Genomic DNA, 17,172 nt, shown 5'->3' on the forward strand with positions numbered 1-17,172 from the left:
CGGGCGGGGCCGGCGGCGGGGGCCGGGGGGGCGGCGCCGGGGTCCCCCCCCCCCCCCGACATGGCGGCGAGGACACGGAGGGGGCGCTGGGGGGTCCGCTGCGGAGTCTGAGTCATAGCGCTACCAGGGTACGGGGCCCAGGGAAGCGTCCGGGAACCGAATACGTACGCGCGTGCGTTGACGATCACATGGGGCGTACGGACAGGGCGGGGAAGCGGCGGGTCGGCCGGCGCGCGGTGCTGATCGGCGGCGGCGCGGCCGTGGCGGGCACGGCGGTGCTGGCCCGTGACGAGCTGAAGCGTGCCTGGTGGCGGCTGCCCGGCATGGAGAAGAAGCGCGTCGAGGGCGAGCTGGACCACCAGGGCGCGGAGTGGACGGCGGCGGCGCGGGCGAACTGGCGGCGTGCGGACCGCCCCGACGACTACACGATCGACCGGGTCGTCATCCATGTCGTCCAGGGCAGCTATCCGACCGCCCTGCGGGTCTTCAAGAACCCGGGGCACGGCGCCGCGACCCACTACGTCGTCCGCAAGGACGGGCACATCGCCCAGATGATCCGCGAGCTCGACGTGGCCTTCCACGCCGGAAACCGGGAGATGAACGAGCGCAGCATCGGCATCGAGCACGAGGGGTTCGTGGACCGCCCGCAGGACTTCACGGCGGCGATGTACGAAGCGTCGGCGCGGCTGACGGCGGGGATATGCGCGCGGTACGGCATACCCGCCGACCGGGAGCACGTCATCGGCCATGTCGAGGTGGAGGGCACGGACCACACCGACCCCGGTCCGCACTGGGACTGGGACCGGTACATGAAGCTGGTGCGCGCCGCGGCGGCCGCGGGATCCGGCTCCGGGTCCGCCGCTAGCTGAGGCCGGCCGTCCGGGCCCGCTCCACCGCCGGGCCGATGGCCTTCGCGACCGCCTCGACGTCCGCGTACGTGGAGGTGTGGCCGAGCGTGAAACGCAGGGTGCCGCGCGCCAGGTCGGGGTCGGTGCCGGTGGCGAGGAGGACGTGGCTGGGCTGGGCGATGCCGGCCGTGCAGGCGGAGCCGGTGGAGCACTCGATGCCCTGGGCGTCCAGGAGCAGCAGCAGCGAGTCGCCCTCGCAGCCGGGGAAGGCGAAGTGCGCGTTGGCGGCCAGGCGGCCCGCCGGGTCGGGGTCGCCGCCGAGGACGGCGTCCGGGACGGCCGTGCGGACGGCGTCGACGAGCGCGTCGCGCAGGGCGCCGACCTCGCGGGCGTACGCGTCCCGGCGCTCGGCGGCGAGGCGCCCGGCGACGGCGAAGGCGGCGACGGCCGGGACGTCGAGGGTGCCGGAGCGGACGTGGCGCTCCTGGCCGCCGCCGTGCAGCACCGGGACAGGGGTGTACTCGCGGCCCAGCAGCAGGGCGCCGATGCCGTACGGTCCGCCGATCTTGTGACCGGAGACCGTCATGGCGGCGAGGCCGGAGTCGGCGAAGCCGACCGGGACCTGGCCGAAGGCCTGCACGGCGTCGGAGTGCAGGGGGATGCCGAACTCCCGCGCGACGGCGGCCAGTTCGGCGACCGGCATGACGGTGCCGATCTCGTTGTTGGCCCACATCACGGTGGCGAGCGCGACGCTGTCCGGGTCCCGCTCGATGGCCTCGCGCAGCGCGTCCGGGTGGACGCGCCCGTACGCGTCGACGCGCAGGTACTCGACCGTGGCGCCCTCCTGCTCGCCGAGCCAGTGCACGGCGTCCAGGACGGCGTGGTGCTCGACGGGGCTGGCCAGCACCCGCGTGCGGCGCGGGTCGGCGGCCCTGCGGGCCCAGAAGAGGCCCTTGACGGCGAGGTTGTCGGCCTCGGTGCCGCCGGAGGTGAGGACGACCTCGCTGGGGCGTGCCCCCAGCGCCTCGGCGAGGGTCTCGCGGGCCTCCTCGACGGTACGGCGGGCCCGGCGCCCGGCGGAGTGCAGCGAGGACGCGTTGCCGGTGACGGGGAGCTGGGCGGTCATCGCCTCGATCGCCTCCGGGAGCATCGGAGTCGTCGCGGCGTGGTCGAGGTAGGCCATGGTGCCTCGATTCTACGAGGCGGGGGCCGGGTGGCGTCCTCGCCCGCGAGCACCCGGCCGGACGCCGGCTATGACCGGGGCGCGCGGGCGAGTTGGCGGGACTGGGCGACCAGGCGGTCGGCGCTGTCCCAGACCTCGGCGTCCTCCTCCAGGAACCCGCCGGCGAGGTTGCGCGTGGTGATGGCGACCCGCAGCGGTCCGGGGGCGGGGCGGCAGCGTATGTGGGTGGTGAGTTCCACGGTCGGGGTCCAGCCCTTGAGGCCCAGCTCGAAGGAGGTCGGCGGCAGCGCGTCGACGGTGAGCAGGAGGGACAGCGGGTCCGGGTCGCGGCCGTCGGCGAGGCCGAACCAGCCGCGCATCTCGCCCTTGCCGGACGGGGCGCCGAGGGCCCAGCCGAGGGTCGCGGGGTCGAGCTTGATGTCGAGGCGCTCGGTGATCGCGGAGGAGCCCGGGATCTGCGGGGCCGGGCCGTCGGAGGGGCCGAAGCAGTGCTCGCGCGGCGGGATGGCGGGCGGCTTGGCGGTGGTGCGGACGTCGTCGGGGAGGGCGTCGAGGTCGCCGTAGGAGGCGAGGACCCGGATGCGCTCGACCTCGGAGCCGTCGTCCGCGTACTGGAAGAGGGACGCCTGGCCGGTGGAGAGGGTGCGGCCGGTGCGGACGGTCTGGGTGCGGATCACGGCGGGTCCGGGCACCGACGGCGTGAGGTAGTGCGCCGAGATCGTGAACGGGTCGGGGTGCGGCAGGGCGTCCCCGAGGGCGCGGCCGAGCAGGGCGAGGAGGTAGCCGCCGTTGACGGCGTGGATGATCGTCCAGCCGGCGGAGAGCTCGGCGTCGTAGACGCCCGGCTCGCGCAGGGTCACCGCGGTGTCGCGGTCGAACTCGAACTCGAACTCGCTGTCCATGGCACGGAACCGTACAACAAGTAACTACTAAGCGGTAGCTTTCTGCGGGAGTTCGTCCTCGGAGCGCGCCGAGCGGCGGTTCCAGGCCCGGGGCGCACGCCAGTGGAAGCGCAGGGCGAGCAGGCGCAGGACGAACGTGGTGAGGGCCGCGAGGCCGCTGGTGAAGGGGTTCAGCATCTCGAAGCGGATGCAGAGCGCGACCATGGTGGCGCCGACGATCGCGGGCACGGCGTACAGGTCCCGGTCCCAGCGCAGCAGCGAGGGCACCTCGTTGGCGAGCACGTCGCGCAGCACGCCGCCCCCGACGCCGGTGGCCAGGCCGAGCACGGCGGAGAAGGTCAGACCCAGGCCGTGCTCGTACGCCTTCGTCGTGCCCGACACGCAGAAGAGGCCGAGGCCGGCGGCGTCGAAGACGTTCACGGCGGTCTGGGTGCGCTCGACCTGCGGGTGCAGGAAGAAGACCAGGACCGTGGCGACCAGCGGCATCACGAAGTAGCCGAGATCGGTGAAGGCGGCGGGCGGTACGGCGCCGATGACCAGGTCCCGGAACAGCCCTCCGCCCAGCGCGGTGACCTCCGCGAGGACGGCGATCCCGAACACGTCGAAGTTCTTGCGTACGGCGAGCAGCGCGCCCGAGATCGCGAAGACGAAGATCCCGACGAGCTCGAGCGCGTGTTGGACGGAGGGCGTGAACAGTTCCTGGAGCACCGGACAGTTCTACATCGTCCGGTGCTCCCGGCCGTCATACGACCTGGTCCGCCGCCTTCGGGTCAGCTTCCGGCTCCGGCTCGGCGGCCACCGCCGCCGTCTCCGTGACCGCCTCGATGCCCGTCGCGCGGGTCCGCTCGACCGTGCCCGCCTCGATCTCGGCCGCGAAGTGGCAGGCCACCTTGTGGCCCCCGCCCACGTCCCGCAGCTCCGGCCGGTCCGTCGCGCACAGCGTGTCCTGCTTCCACGGGCAGCGCGTGTGGAAGCGGCACCCGGTGGGCGGGTTCGCGGGCGACGGGAGGTCGCCGTGGAGCAGGATCCGCTCGCGGCGGTCCTCGACCTCCGGGTCCGGCACCGGCACCGCCGACATCAGGGCCTTGGTGTACGGGTGCTTGGGCTCGGCGTACAGCGCGTCGCTCGGCGCCTCCTCCACCAGGGAGCCCAGGTACATCACGCCGATGACGTCCGAGATGTGGCGGACCACGGCCAGGTCGTGCGCGATGACCAGGTACGTCAGGCCCAGCTGCTCCTGGAGCTCCTCCAGGAGGTTGACGACCTGCGCCTGGATCGACACGTCGAGCGCGGAGACCGGCTCGTCGCAGATGATCAGGTCCGGTTCGAGGACCAGCGCGCGGGCGATGCCGATGCGCTGGCGCTGGCCGCCGGAGAACTCGTGCGGGTAGCGGGACAGGGCGTTGTCCGGGAGTCCGACCCGCGCGAGGATCGCCTTGATCTTCTCGCGGCGCTCCTCCTGGTTGGCTCCGATCCCGTGCGCGGCCATCCCCTCGGAGAGGATCGACTCGATGTTCTGGCGCGGGTTGAGGCTGCCCAGCGGGTCCTGGAACACCATCTGGAGCCGCCGCCGGAAGCGGCGCATCTCCTCGTCCGGCAGCTTCGCCAGGTCCGTACCGTCGAAGACGGCCTCGCCGTCCGTGACGTCGACCAGGCGCAGCACCGCGCGCCCCAGCGTCGTCTTGCCGCAGCCGGACTCGCCGACGAGCCCGTACGTCTGACCGGAGTCGACGGAGAGGGAGACGCCGTCGACCGCGTACACATGGCCGACCGTACGGTCGAAGATCATGCCCTTGCGGATGGGGAAGTGGACCTTCAGGTCCTTGAGTTCGAGCAGGCTCATGCCGAGACCTCCGCCGTGGGCAGGACCGGGGGCAGGACCGGGTTGACGCAGCGCACCTGGTGTCCGGCCGCTCGTGGTTCGGTCAGTTCGGGGGTGCCGGTGAGGCACTCCATCGTGTAGTGGTCGCAGCGGGGCGCGAAGGCGCAGCCGTCGACCCAGGCGATCTTGTCGTTGATGGAGCCGCGGATGGGGTTGAGCGGCTCGCCGCGCGGGGCGTCCAGGCGCGGGATGGAGCCGAGCAGGCCGTGCGCGTACGGGTGGGTGGGGTGCGCGAACAGCTCGCGGCGGCCCGCGGACTCCACCACCTTGCCCGCGTACAGGACGTTGACCTGGTCGCACAGTCCGGCGACGACGCCCAGGTCGTGGGTGATCATCAGCAGGGCGGTGCCCTCCTGGTCCACCAGCTCCTTGAGCAGCTCCAGGATCTGCGCCTGGATGGTGACGTCCAGGGCGGTGGTCGGCTCGTCGGCGATGAGCAGGCGGGGGGCGCACGCCACCGCCATGGCGATGATCGCGCGCTGGCGCATGCCGCCGGACAGCTGGTGCGGGTACTCCTTGAGGCGCCGGCTCGGGTCCGGGATGCCGACCCGGTCGAGCAGGGACGCGGCCTCCTTGCGGGCGGGCTCGCCCTTCAGGCCCCGGTGGCGCTCCAGGATCTCGGTGACCTGGACCCCGATGGGTACCACCGGGTTCAGCGACGACAGCGGGTCCTGGAAGATCATCGCGAGCCGGCTGCCGCGCATGTCGCGCAGCTGCTTGGGGCTCATGGTCAGCAGGTCGGCCCCGTCGAACTCGGCGCGGCCGGCGACCGTGACGCCCTTGCGCGGCAGCAGGCCCATCAGCGCGAGCGAGGTCACGGACTTGCCGCAGCCCGACTCGCCGACCAGGCCGACGACCTGGCCCTGGTCGACGTCGAAGGAGACGCCGTCCACGGCCGTCGAGGGCGTACGGCCGCGCCCGCCGAAGGTGACGGTGAGTTCGTCAACAGAGAGCAGTGGCATGGCAGTTCAGCCTCGCAGCTTCGGGTCGAGGGCTTCGCGCATGGCCTCGCCGAGCAGCGTGAAGCCGAGGGCGGTGATGATGATCCCGACGGCCGGGAAGACCGACATCAGGGGCGCGTTGTCGAAGAACCGCTGCGCCTGGGAAAGCATCACGCCCCACTCGGGGACGGCCGGGTCCGGGTTGCCGAGGCCCAGGTAGGAGAGGGCCGCCGCCTCGATGATCGCGGTGGCGAGGCTGAGGGTCGCCTGGACGATCACGGGGCTCAGGGAGTTCGGCAGGATCTGGGTGACGACGATGCGCCGCTTGCGCACGCCCAGCGCCCGCGCCGCGAGCACGTAGTCCGAACCGCCCTGCGCGAGCATCGAGCCGCGCAGCAGCCGGGCGAAGATCGGCACCTGCACCACACCGACGGCGATCATCACGGTGGTGAGGGACTGGCCCATCACGGCGGCGATGGAGACGGCGAGCAGCAGCGACGGCAGCGACAGCATGATGTCGGTGACGCGCATGACGAAGGTGTCGATCCGGCGTCCGGCCTGACCGCCGAGCGTCGCGGCGGCGCCGGAGAGCAGGCCGATGACCGCGCCCACGATCAGGCCGATGAGCATCGAGACGACGCCCACGAGCAGGGTCTGGCGGGCGCCGACGAGGAAGCGCGACAGCTGGTCGCGGCCGAGGTGGTCGAGGCCGAACCAGTTGTCGCCGCGCGGTCCGACGAACTTGCCCTGGTTCGGGAAGACCTCGCCGCGCCAGGTCTGCGCCGTGGGGCCGTACGGGGCGATCCACGGCCCGATCACGGCGACGACCACGAAGAGCGCGATGATGACGGCGCCGACGATCGCCATCTTGCTGGACTTCAGGCGGCGGAAGGCCTCACGCCACAGGCTGCCGCCGACGGTGGCCTCGTTGCGTACGGTGAGCTGCGCGAGGCGCTCGATCTTGTCAGTCTTGGTGCTCACGTCAGTGCACCCGCACTCTCGGGTCAATGAGGCTGTACGCCAGGTCGACCAGCAGGTTGATGAGGACGTACACCATGGCGATGAACATGATGAAACCGACGAGCACGGGGTAGTCGCGGTCGTCGATCGCGGTGCGGATGAAGGAGCCGATACCGCCGAAGGAGAAGACGGACTCGGTGAGGACCGCGCCCGACAGCAGCGATCCGGTCAGCAGACCGATCGCGGTGACCACCGGCAGCAGCGCGTTGCGCAGCACGTGCCGGCCGCGTACGACGCGCTTCTCCAGGCCCTTGGACTCCGCCGTGCGGACGTAGTCCTCGCCGAGGACCTCCAGGACGCTGGCGCGGGTCATGCGGACGATGACCGCCAGCGGGATGGAGGCGAGCGCGATCGCCGGCAGCACCAGGTGGTGGAGGGCGTCCAGGGTCGCGTCGAACTCGCCGGTCAGCAGGCCGTCGAGCACGGCGAAGCCGGTGACCTCGGTGGCGTCGAGGCCGGTGGACAGGCGGCCGTAGCTGGGGAAGAGACCCAGGTCGACGGCGAAGACGCCCTTGAGGAGCAGGGCGAGGAAGAACACCGGGATGCAGATGCCGACCAGCGAGCCGGACACCGCCGTGACGTCCAGCCAGCTGCCGCGCCGCCGGGCCGCGAAGTAGCCGAGCGGGATGCCGATGACGATGGCGATGAGCATCGCCGCCACGCTGAGTTCGACCGTGGCCGGGAAGCGCAGGGCGAACTCGTCCCACACCGGCTGGCCGGTCTGGGTGGAGGTTCCGAGGTCCAGCTCGAAGAGCCGCTTGAGGAAGCGCCCGTACTGCACCCAGACCGGCTGGTCGAGGCCCAGTGCCCGGTTGATGCGCGCCACTTCGGCTTCGGTCGCCCGCTCGCCCAGGATCGCTGAGGCGGGTCCGCCGGGCAGCCGGTTCAGCCACAGGAAGAGCAGAACCGACAGGCCGAGCAGGGTGGGTATGAGCTGTAGCAGTCTTCGTACGACGAGTCGCAGCACCCCGCATGCCCCTTTCTTAACGTGCGTCAGATGCGGGTCCGCCCGGCCACGGACTGCTGTGGCCGGGCGGACCCCGCGTGAGGTGCGATTACTTGAAGGAAGCCTCGGCGAAGTTCTCCTGCGTCAGCGGGGAGACCTTCGGCGGGTTGACGTTCTTGCCGAACGCGATGGCGGGCGGCGAGGAGGAGACGGGGAGACCCGGCAGGTACTCCATGATCACCTCGTTGGCCTTCTTGTACGCCTCGACGCGCTTGACCGGGTCCGCCTCCTTCGAGCCGGCGGTCACCGCGTCGAAGACGGTGGCGTCCTTGAAGCCCCACTGCTTGTCGTACTTGGCGAACCAGGTGCCGATGAAGTTGTAGCCGTCGTTGTAGTCACCGGTCCAGCCGAACATGTGCAGGGCACAGGCACCGGCCTCGGTGGCGTCCAGGTAGTCGGGGGCCCACTTCAGCGGCTTGGGGGTGACCTTGATGCCGGCCTTCTCCAGGTCGGACTTCATCAGCTCGAAGATGTCCTGCGGAGCGGGCATGTACGGGCGGGTGACCTCGGTCGGGTAGCAGAACTCGACGCTCAGACCGGACTCGCCCGCGGCCGCGAGGAGCTGCTTGGCCTTGTTGGTGTCGAAGGGGTACTTCTTCACCTTGTCCGAGTGGCCGGCGATCGTCTCCGGCATGAACTGCGTGGCCGTCTTGCCGCCCTCGGGGAGCTGCGTCTTGACGATGTTGTCGCGGTCGATGGCGTGCGCGAGGGCCTGGCGGACCTCGGGCTTCTGCAGCGCCGGGTTCTTCTCCTGGGAGAAGCCGACGTAGAAGATGTTGAAGACGTCACGGGTGGGGACCTGGAAGCCCGCGTTCTCCAGGGTCTTCACATCGGCGGGGGCGACCAGGTCGTAGCCGTCGATGTCGCCGGCCTGGAGGGCCTGGCGGCGGCCGTCCTCGGTGTCGATGGTGCGGAAGACCAGGTTCTTGATCTTGGCCTTCTCACCCCAGTAGTCGTCGAAGCGCTGAAGGGTGACTTCCTTGTTGCCCTTGTTCCACTTCACGATCTTGTACGGGCCGGTGCCGGCGACCGTGCCGGCCTCCTGGCTGTACTTGGGGTACGTGATGGCCTCGCCCTTGGCGGTGGCCTCCTGCTTCTCGTACTCCTTGAGGGCCTTCGGCGAGTGGATGGCCAGGGCCTGGAGGGAGAAGCCGCCAGGGAGGGTGGCGGAGGGCTCGTTGACCGTGATGACGGCGGTGTTCTCGTCCTTCGCGGCGCAGGACTTGTAGTTGGCCTTCGGGGCTTCCTTGTCCTCGTTCTTGGCGAAGCCGCCGAAGATGCTCTGCCAGTAGTACGAGACCGCGCCGGACTGGTACGTGCCCTTCCAGTTGAACCAGTGGTCGTAGTTCGCGCAGACGGCCGCGGCGTTGAACGCCTCGCCGTCGTGGAACTTCACGCCCTTGCGGAGGTTGAACGTCCACACCGTGCCGGTCGGGTCGCTCGACCACTTCTCGGCCAGGCCGCCGACGAGCTTGCTGCCGCCCGATTCGTGCTCCAGCAGCGCCTCGAACGCCTGCCGGGTCACCCGGAAGGTCTCACCGTCGCTCGCCAGGGCGGGGTCGAGGGAGGACGGGTCACCGGCGCCGGCGAACACGAAGGTGTCCTTGTCACCGGCCTTGTCGTCGCCCTTGCCGCGCTCACTGGCACAGCCCGTGGCGATCATCCCGACGGCCAGCGCCGCCGTGATCGCCCGGACGGACCGGGACTTGAATATTCGCATGGGTCCCCCCAGGGGTTCCGCCGTGACGGGAGAGATGGTGGTCTTGACCGGCCGAACACTACCCAGGCGTACGGCGGCGGAGAACAGTCCGCATAGCGGTGATACCTACCTGAGACCCGGACACTCGCCAAACCGGTCAGTTACGGGACAAGCGTGGGGGGAGACGTAACACCCGTGACATGTGGGGCGGTTCAGCAGGCCGCGCCGCAGCGGTGCGCCGCGCGGTGGGTGTCCACGTCGTGAGCCCGCAGGTGCCGCGGGCGAGCGGTGCGCGGCGGGGCGTGGCCGGCGTGCGGCACGGGGGCCGCACCCGCCCCGCGCCACGGGTGGAGTTCACGGTGGGATGGACCGGCTACGTGAGGGGGTCGGGGGTGGAGCGTGGGGGGTGGTCGGACGTAAAACGACTGAACGCGCGCGAAGCGCGGTGAACGAGAGTCCGACCACCCCCACCGGAACCCCCGGCCCCCGACCCGCGCCCACCGGACACGAGCCACCACGCCGCCCACGGAGCCGCACCCACCCACCCATCGGACAGGAAGCACCACGAAGCGGAAAGCCACCCACCGGGCGGCAAGCCCCCGCGCAGCGAAGCGCGTAGCGGTCAGGCGCCCGGCTGGGGGTAGCCGTAGCCGCCGCCGGGGACCATCGGGGCCGTCGCGTGCGCCTCGCGGTCGTAGAAGGGGCGCGCGTTGGCCCGCAGCCACAGGGTGATGGGGTCGTACTCGTCGGACATGGCGACCGTCGAGACGGGCAGCCCCTCCGGCACCGCCACGATCGACTCGCGCATCATCGCGCGGACCGCGTCGACGGAGGCCTGGCTCGTGTCGTACAGATCGAGTCCGATGGCGAGGTACGGCGAGCCGAGCGCGGGCTGGACCCAGACGCGGCGCAGGGAGCGGACCGCCGGGGTGCGGTGGGCGTTCTGCGTCAGCAGGGCGTAGAACTGCGGGATCTGGATGCCGGGTTCGGAGAGCTTCAGCGGCCCCGCGGGCATCCGGTCGAGGCCCGTGGCGATGCGGCGCAGGTCGGGCCAGGGGATGCCGACGCCGCCGCCGGGGGCGTGCGGGTTGAGCCAGATGCCCCAGCGGTCGGGGTAGAGCGCGCGGGCGATGTCGCGGCCGGTGATCACCTCGTGGGCGCGGTTCCAGCCGGAGACGGCGAGCTCCTGGGCGGAGGTGACGCAGGGCGCGTAGCCGAGGCCGTCGACCTCCATGTTGCCGTACTGGGCGTCGGGCGAGCCGGCCTGGCCGTGCCAGAGCAGCATCCAGACCGGAGCGTCGGCGAGGGCCGTGAGCAGCGCCTCGTACGCGTCGTAGCGTCCGGGCGTGACGTTGCTCAGCAGCTGCTCGATCGGCCCGGCCGCCGCGGTGCTCTGCGCGCTCACCCTGGGTCCCCCTCTTCGGTCCACCGCATTAGCTTAGGGCCGCTGGTAGAAGGGCCGTACCTTCTCCAGCATCCAGTCGCCCACCGGGTCCTGCGCGATGTCGAGCAGGACCAGGTTGACCGGCCACGGCACCTGGACGCGGCCGAGCGCCCGGCCGAGGGCGTCCATCGGTACGTTACGGTCGGCGCCCTCCCAGGAGGAGAGCTGGACGCCGACGAAGAGCGTCGGGGCGCCGCCCTCGATGGAGGCGAGGGCCCGGCGGGCGGTGAGGACGGTGCCGGTGGCCTCGAACTCGGCGGCCGCGGCGGAGAGGAAGTCGACCGGGTCCTCCTGCCAGTCGGGCTCGAACAGCCGCACCCGGGCGCCGCTCGCGGGCCCGTCCAGCGGGGTGCGGCCGACGCGGCACAGTTCGGCGACGGCGGGCGGCGGCAGGGGCGCGCCCACGGCGCCGCCGGGGTTGACGGCGATCCCGAGCTGCGGGGGCAGGCCGCGGGCGAACTCGACGGCGGGCGCGACGGTGTACGCCATGTGGGGGCCGACGCACCGCAGGAACTGCTGCTCGGAGCTGAAGACGGGGACGTACGCCTGGCCGTCCAGCTCCAGCGTGGGCAGGTCGAGGTCCGGACTGTCGGGGCCGCCGCCCTTGGGGAGGGGGATCCACAGGGGGCTGCGGCCCAGGACCTCGACGAGCCGGGCGCCGGCCGCGGGGTTGCCGAGGGAGGCGGCGAGCACCTCTTCGAGCTCATTGACCGGCCATGCGGTGTCCACTGGTGTCCCCTCGTCCTTCCCACCCGTGCGGCGCGTCTTTCAGGGCACCCTAACCGCCCCGTTCAGCCGAACGTGATACGGGTCAGCGCCGTCGCCGCCGGCCGGTCGAGCAGCACGGCGGACGCGCAGCCGCCCGGCAGCACGCCCTGCTCGGCGTCCCGCACCAGCCGCCCCACCGCCCTGCGGTGCCGCGCGAAGGCGTATCCGGAGACGCCCCGCCCCCGCTCGCGCTGGCCCGCGCGGGCCGCCTGGGGGGTGACGTCCAGCAGTATCAGGTGCAGGGCGCGCCCGCGCCGCCGGGCCTCGCGGGCCAGCCAGCGCCGGACCCAGGCCTGGGTGCCGCAGTCGTGGACGACGACGCTCGCGCCCGAGCGCATGGCGCGCCGGAGCCCGGCGTAGTGGGCGATGCGGACGAGGGGGCGGTAGACCGCGTACGGCAGGAAGGGCGGCATCCGGCGCTCCCACCGCTCGCGGGCGTCCTGGGAGTCGATGCCGCGCCCGTCGGCGGCGCGGGCGATCAGGGTGGACTTGCCGCTGCCGGGCAGGCCGGAGACGACCACGAGGTCGCCGGCGGCGAAGCCCAGCTCGCGCGGGCAGCGCCCGGCGCGGTCACGCAGGTCGCGCAGCACGGGCGCGGGCGCGCGGCTGGGCGCGGGCACGGCGACCGCGCCGGTCATGGCACCGCTCACCGCACCGGTGGCCGCGCTCGGACCTGTCCGCTGCAACGTCATCGCGTACTCCCCCTGCTCGGGCTCGGCCTTCCCCGACCCTTGCCCAAGAAGTGTAAAGAATGGGTAATAAGGCACAAGCGATTTGCCGAGGAGACCACGCGTGCAATGATGTGCGCGCCACCGCACGCAGGTGCGTACAACCGCATACCGGCCGCTTGAATCCGCGCGGGAGAGTCCCGGGTCCCGCCCGGGCGCCGAAGGAGCAAGTTCCTCCCTTGAATCTCTCAGGCCCCGTACCGCGCGGATGAGGCAGATCTGAAAAGCGGGCCGCCGCGGCGGCTCCACCCAAGGTGCAAGCCGAGGGCCGTCCCCGTACGGTCACGGTGAACCTCTCAGGTTCCGATGACAGATGGGGAGGACCGTCTTCGAGCCATGCCCTGGGAGCCACATCCATGAGCACTGCCCCACGCCTCACCGCCCTCGATGCCGTGCATCGGGCGCTCGGCGCGACCATGACCGACTTCGCCGGCTGGGACATGCCGCTGCGGTACGGCAGCGAGCGCGACGAGCACAACGCCGTCCGCGCGAAGGCCGGTCTCTTCGACCTGTCCCACATGGGCGAGATCACCGTGACGGGCCCGCAGGCCGCCGCCCTCCTCGACTACGCGCTCGTCGGCAACATCGGCGGCGTCGGCGTGGGCCGCGCCCGCTACACCATGATCTGCCAGGAGGACGGCGGGATCCTCGACGACCTGATCGTGTACCGGCTCCAGGAGCAGGAGTACATGGTCGTCGCCAACGCCTCGAACGCCCAGGTCGTGCTGGACGCCCTCACCGAGCGGGCCGCCGGCTTCGACGCCGTCGTACGCGACGACCGGGACGCGTACGCCCTGATCGCGATCCAGGGCCCGGAGTCCCCGGGCATCCTGAAGTCGCTCACCGACGCGGACCTGGACGGGCTGAAGTACTACGCGGGCCTGCCGGGCACCGTCGCGGGAGTGCCCGCGCTGATCGCCCGCACCGGCTACACGGGCGAGGACGGCTTCGAGCTGTTCGTGGAGCCGCAGCACGCGGAGAAGCTGTGGCAGGCGCTGACGGAGGCCGGCGCCCCGGCCGGCCTGATCCCCTGCGGCCTGTCCTGCCGCGACACGCTGCGCCTGGAGGCGGGCATGCCGCTGTACGGGCACGAGCTCACGACGGCCCTCACCCCCTTCGACGCGGGTCTCGGCCGGGTGGTCAAGTTCGAGAAGGAGGGCGACTTCGTGGGCCGGGAGGCACTGGAGGCGGCCGCCGAGCGGGCGCAGATCGCCCCGCCCCGCAAGCTCGTCGGCCTGGTCGCCGAGGGGCGCCGGGTCCCGCGCGCCGGGATGCAGGTGGTCGCCGAGGGCAAGGTCGTCGGCGAGGTCACCTCGGGCGCGCCGTCGCCGACGCTGGGCAAGCCGATCGCCATGGCGTACGTGGACGCCGCGCACGCCGCGCCGGGGACGGCGGGGGTCGGTGTCGACATCCGCGGTACCCATGAGCCGTACGAGGTCGTGGCGCTCCCCTTCTACAAGCGCCAGAAGTGACCCGAGCGCCAGAAGTGATCTCGGGCGCCTTCCGGACCAGTCCCCCGTTCACCAGCACTCCCCCGCGTACAGGAGAATTCCAGTCATGAGCAACCCCCAGCAGCTGCGCTACAGCAAGGAGCACGAGTGGCTGTCGGCCGCCGAGGACGGCGTGTCGACGGTCGGCATCACGGAGCACGCGGCGAACGCGCTCGGCGACGTGGTGTACGTCCAGCTCCCGGCGGTCGGCGACACCGTGACCGCGGGCGAGACCTGCGGTGAGCTGGAGTCGACCAAGTCCGTCAGCGACCTGTACTCCCCGGTCACCGGCGAGGTCGTCGAGGCGAACCAGGACGTCGTGGACGACCCCTCGCTGGTGAACACCGCACCGTTCGAGGGCGGCTGGCTCTTCAAGGTACGCGTCGCGGAGGAGCCGAAGGACCTGCTCTCCGCCGACGAGTACACCGAGTTCTCCGGCGAGTAAGGACCCCTTCCCGATGTCGCTTCTCAACACCCCTCTCCACGAGCTGGACCCGGACGTCGCCGCCGCCGTCGACGCCGAGCTCCACCGCCAGCAGTCCACCCTGGAAATGATCGCCTCGGAGAACTTCGCTCCGGTCGCGGTCATGGAGGCCCAGGGCTCGGTCCTCACCAACAAGTACGCCGAGGGCTACCCCGGCCGCCGCTACTACGGCGGCTGTGAGCACGTCGACGTGGTCGAGCAGATCGCCATCGACCGCATCAAGGCGCTCTTCGGCGCCGAGCACGCCAATGTGCAGCCGCACTCCGGCGCCCAGGCGAACGCCGCGGCGATGTTCGCGCTGCTCAAGCCGGGCGACACGATCATGGGTCTGAACCTCGCGCACGGTGGGCACCTGACCCACGGCATGAAGATCAACTTCTCCGGCAAGCTCTACAACGTGGTCGCGTACCACGTCGACGACGCGACCGGCCAGGTCGACATGGCCGAGGTCGAGCGCCTCGCCAAGGAGCACAAGCCGAAGCTGATCGTGGCCGGCTGGTCGGCCTACCCGCGCCAGCTGGACTTCGCCGCCTTCCGCCGCGTCGCCGACCAGGTCGGCGCGTACCTGATGGTCGACATGGCGCACTTCGCGGGCCTGGTCGCGGCCGGTCTGCACCCCTCGCCGGTGCCGCACGCCCACGTGGTCACGACGACGACGCACAAGACGCTGGGCGGCCCGCGCGGTGGCGTGATCCTGTCGACGGCCGAGCTCGCCAAGAAGATCAACTCCGCGGTCTTCCCGGGCCAGCAGGGCGGTCCGCTGGAGCACGTGATCGCCGCCAAGGCCGTGGCGTTCAAGGTCGCCGCGAGCGAGGAGTTCAAGGAGCGCCAGCAGCGCACCCTGGACGGCGCCCGCATCCTGGCCGAGCGCCTGGTCCAGCCGGACGTCACCGAGCACGGCGTCTCCGTCCTGACCGGTGGTACGGACGTGCACCTGGTCCTGGTCGACCTGCGCAACAGCGAGCTGGACGGCCAGCAGGCCGAGGACCGGCTTCACGAGGTCGGCATCACGGTCAACCGCAACGCCATCCCGAACGACCCGCGGCCCCCGATGGTCACCTCGGGCCTGCGGATCGGCACCCCGGCCCTGGCCACCCGCGGCTTCCAGGCCGAGGACTTCCGCGAGGTCGCCGACATCATCGCCGAGACGCTGAAGCCGGACTACGACGCGGCGGCGCTCAAGGCCCGGGTCATCGCCCTCGCCGAGAAGCACCCGCTTTACCCCGGTCTGTAAACTCTTCACGCGTTACGTAACGTACGCAACAGACTGAACTGCGGGGCACCGCGCACACTGAACAGTGAGTGCGGTGCCCCGTCTCTTGCCCCCGCTCACCGTCCCACCCCTGCGTTGTCCCTGCACCACCCCGGCAGACAGCGTCGTCTTCCCACCAAGGAGTCCCCCGTGGCCATCTCGGTCTTCGACCTGTTCTCGATCGGCATCGGCCCGTCCAGCTCCCACACGGTCGGCCCCATGCGCGCCGCCCGGATGTTCGCCCGCCGGCTGAAGAACGAGGGCCTGCTCGCCCACACCGCCTCGATACGCGCCGAGCTGTACGGCTCGCTGGGCGCCACCGGCCACGGGCACGGCACCCCCAAGGCGGTCCTGCTGGGCCTGGAGGGCAACTCGCCGCGCACGGTCGACGTCGAGACCGCCGACGAGCAGGTGGAGCGGATCAAGAGCGGGGGGCGCATCAGCCTGCTCGGCGTCCACGAGATCGCCTTCGACTTCGACGCCGACCTGATCCTGCACCGCCGCAAGGCGCTGCCGTACCACGCCAACGGCATGACCCTGTGGGCGTACGACGCCGAGGGCGCGACGCTGCTGGAGAAGACGTACTACTCGGTGGGCGGCGGCTTCGTCGTCGACGAGGACGCGGTGGCGGGCGAGAACCCGATCGTTCCCGACGACACCGTGCTGAAGTACCCCTTCCGCACCGGTGACGAGCTGCTCCGCCTGACCCGCGAGACCGGCCTGTCGATCTCCGCGCTGATGCTGGAGAACGAGAAGGCCTGGCGTACCGAGGACGAGATCCGCGAGGGCCTGCTGGAGATCTGGCGGGTCATGCAGGCGTGCGTGGACCGCGGCATGTCCCGCGAGGGCATCCTGCCGGGCGGCCTGAAGGTGCGCCGCCGCGCCGCGAACACCGCGCGCAAGCTGCGCTCCGAGGGTGACGCGCAGGCGCTCTCCATGGAGTGGATCACGCTGTACGCGATGGCGGTGAACGAGGAGAACGCCGCGGGCGGCCGCGTCGTCACCGCCCCCACGAACGGCGCCGCCGGCATCATCCCGGCGGTCCTGCACTACTACATGAACTTCGTGCCGGGAGCCGACGAGGACGGCGTGGTGCGCTTCCTGCTGGCCGCGGGCGCGATCGGCATGCTCTTCAAGGAGAACGCCTCCATCTCCGGCGCCGAGGTCGGCTGCCAGGGCGAGGTCGGCTCGGCCTGCTCGATGGCGGCCGGGGCGCTCGCCGAGGTGCTGGGCGGCAGCCCGGAGCAGGTGGAGAACGCCGCCGAGATCGGCATGGAGCACAACCTGGGCCTGACCTGCGACCCGGTCGGCGGCCTGGTCCAGATCCCGTGCATCGAGCGCAACGGCATGGCGGCCGTGAAGGCCGTCACGGCGGCGCGGATGGCGATGCGCGGCGACGGCAGCCACAAGGTCTCCCTCGACAAGGTCATCAAGACCATGAAGGAGACGGGCGCCGACATGTCGGTCAAGTACAAGGAGACCGCGCGCGGCGGCCTCGCGGTGAACATCATCGAGTGCTGAGCCG

The 17,172-nt window shown here is 71.4% G+C and carries 16 protein-coding genes and 1 riboswitch; of the genes, 5 read left to right on the forward strand and 11 right to left on the reverse strand.

The features are described 5' to 3' along the window. Window positions 1–188: 188 nt before the first annotated feature. The gene (locus ABZX67_RS13395) at window positions 189–869 is read left to right on the forward strand and encodes an N-acetylmuramoyl-L-alanine amidase (protein WP_355358531.1); all 681 of its coding nucleotides are present in this window, start codon (window positions 189–191) and stop codon (window positions 867–869) included. Here ABZX67_RS13395 and ABZX67_RS13400 read toward each other — a convergent pair. The 11 genes from ABZX67_RS13400 to ABZX67_RS13450 all read right to left on the reverse strand — a co-directional run bounded on the left by ABZX67_RS13400 (window position 862) and on the right by ABZX67_RS13450 (window position 12,331). Further along, window positions 862–2,031 (reverse strand): cysteine desulfurase family protein, encoded by a 1,170-nt coding sequence (locus ABZX67_RS13400; protein ID WP_355358534.1) that lies wholly within the window; start codon window positions 2,029–2,031, stop codon window positions 862–864. The genes ABZX67_RS13395 and ABZX67_RS13400 overlap by 8 nt on opposite strands. A 68-nt stretch (window positions 2,032–2,099) precedes the next feature. After that, window positions 2,100–2,933, reverse strand: coding sequence for a thioesterase family protein (locus ABZX67_RS13405; protein ID WP_355358537.1), 834 nt, complete (start codon window positions 2,931–2,933; stop codon window positions 2,100–2,102). Between the two features lie 27 nt (window positions 2,934–2,960). After that, window positions 2,961–3,641, reverse strand: a complete 681-nt coding sequence (locus tag ABZX67_RS13410; RefSeq protein ID WP_355358540.1) for a trimeric intracellular cation channel family protein — start codon at window positions 3,639–3,641, stop codon at window positions 2,961–2,963. 34 nt (window positions 3,642–3,675) lie between these two features. Continuing rightward, a complete protein-coding gene (locus ABZX67_RS13415) occupies window positions 3,676–4,776 on the reverse strand; it encodes an oligopeptide/dipeptide ABC transporter ATP-binding protein (protein ID WP_355358543.1) in 1,101 nt (366 codons plus the stop codon). After that, the gene (locus ABZX67_RS13420) at window positions 4,773–5,777 is read right to left on the reverse strand and encodes an ABC transporter ATP-binding protein (RefSeq protein WP_355358546.1); all 1,005 of its coding nucleotides are present in this window, start codon (window positions 5,775–5,777) and stop codon (window positions 4,773–4,775) included. The genes ABZX67_RS13415 and ABZX67_RS13420 overlap by 4 nt, the downstream gene beginning before the upstream one ends. A 6-nt stretch (window positions 5,778–5,783) precedes the next feature. Beyond that, window positions 5,784–6,737 carry an ABC transporter permease gene (locus tag ABZX67_RS13425; protein ID WP_355358549.1) on the reverse strand — a complete coding sequence of 318 codons (954 nt, stop codon included), beginning with the start codon at window positions 6,735–6,737 and terminating at the stop codon, window positions 5,784–5,786. A 1-nt stretch (window position 6,738) separates the two neighbouring features. Continuing rightward, window positions 6,739–7,743: an ABC transporter permease gene (locus ABZX67_RS13430; RefSeq protein ID WP_355358552.1), complete on the reverse strand. Its 1,005-nt coding sequence runs from the start codon at window positions 7,741–7,743 to the stop codon at window positions 6,739–6,741. Window positions 7,744–7,831: 88 nt separating this feature from the next. Further along, on the reverse strand, window positions 7,832–9,502 hold the full coding sequence (locus ABZX67_RS13435; RefSeq protein WP_355358555.1) for an ABC transporter substrate-binding protein: 1,671 nt from the start codon (window positions 9,500–9,502) through the stop codon (window positions 7,832–7,834). Between the two features lie 601 nt (window positions 9,503–10,103). After that, window positions 10,104–10,886 (reverse strand): enhanced serine sensitivity protein SseB C-terminal domain-containing protein, encoded by a 783-nt coding sequence (locus ABZX67_RS13440; RefSeq protein WP_355358558.1) that lies wholly within the window; start codon window positions 10,884–10,886, stop codon window positions 10,104–10,106. A gap of 33 nt (window positions 10,887–10,919) precedes the next feature. Then, window positions 10,920–11,654: an enhanced serine sensitivity protein SseB gene (locus tag ABZX67_RS13445; RefSeq protein ID WP_355358561.1), complete on the reverse strand. Its 735-nt coding sequence runs from the start codon at window positions 11,652–11,654 to the stop codon at window positions 10,920–10,922. A 62-nt stretch (window positions 11,655–11,716) separates the two neighbouring features. Next, on the reverse strand, window positions 11,717–12,331 hold the full coding sequence (locus ABZX67_RS13450) for an AAA family ATPase (protein ID WP_355358850.1): 615 nt from the start codon (window positions 12,329–12,331) through the stop codon (window positions 11,717–11,719). A gap of 210 nt (window positions 12,332–12,541) precedes the next feature. Then, window positions 12,542–12,634: riboswitch (glycine riboswitch) on the forward strand. 143 nt (window positions 12,635–12,777) lie between these two features. On the opposite strand from ABZX67_RS13450, the gene gcvT reads away from it, so the two are divergent. From gcvT to ABZX67_RS13470, 4 genes are all read left to right on the forward strand, one after another. After that, window positions 12,778–13,893: a glycine cleavage system aminomethyltransferase GcvT gene (gcvT, locus tag ABZX67_RS13455; RefSeq protein WP_355358564.1), complete on the forward strand. Its 1,116-nt coding sequence runs from the start codon at window positions 12,778–12,780 to the stop codon at window positions 13,891–13,893. 85 nt (window positions 13,894–13,978) lie between these two features. Next, entirely contained in the window at window positions 13,979–14,356 is a 378-nt protein-coding gene (gene gcvH / locus ABZX67_RS13460) for a glycine cleavage system protein GcvH (RefSeq protein WP_355358567.1), read from the forward strand. A 13-nt stretch (window positions 14,357–14,369) separates the two neighbouring features. Further along, complete coding sequence (glyA, locus tag ABZX67_RS13465; protein ID WP_355358570.1) at window positions 14,370–15,629, forward strand: serine hydroxymethyltransferase; 1,260 nt, start codon at window positions 14,370–14,372, stop codon at window positions 15,627–15,629. Window positions 15,630–15,797: 168 nt separating this feature from the next. Beyond that, window positions 15,798–17,168 carry an L-serine ammonia-lyase gene (locus ABZX67_RS13470; protein ID WP_355358573.1) on the forward strand — a complete coding sequence of 457 codons (1,371 nt, stop codon included), beginning with the start codon at window positions 15,798–15,800 and terminating at the stop codon, window positions 17,166–17,168. Window positions 17,169–17,172: the final 4 nt, after the last annotated feature.

The sequence above is a fragment of the Streptomyces sp. NPDC003036 genome (assembly GCF_040611175.1).
Lineage (GTDB): Bacteria > Actinomycetota > Actinomycetes > Streptomycetales > Streptomycetaceae > Streptomyces.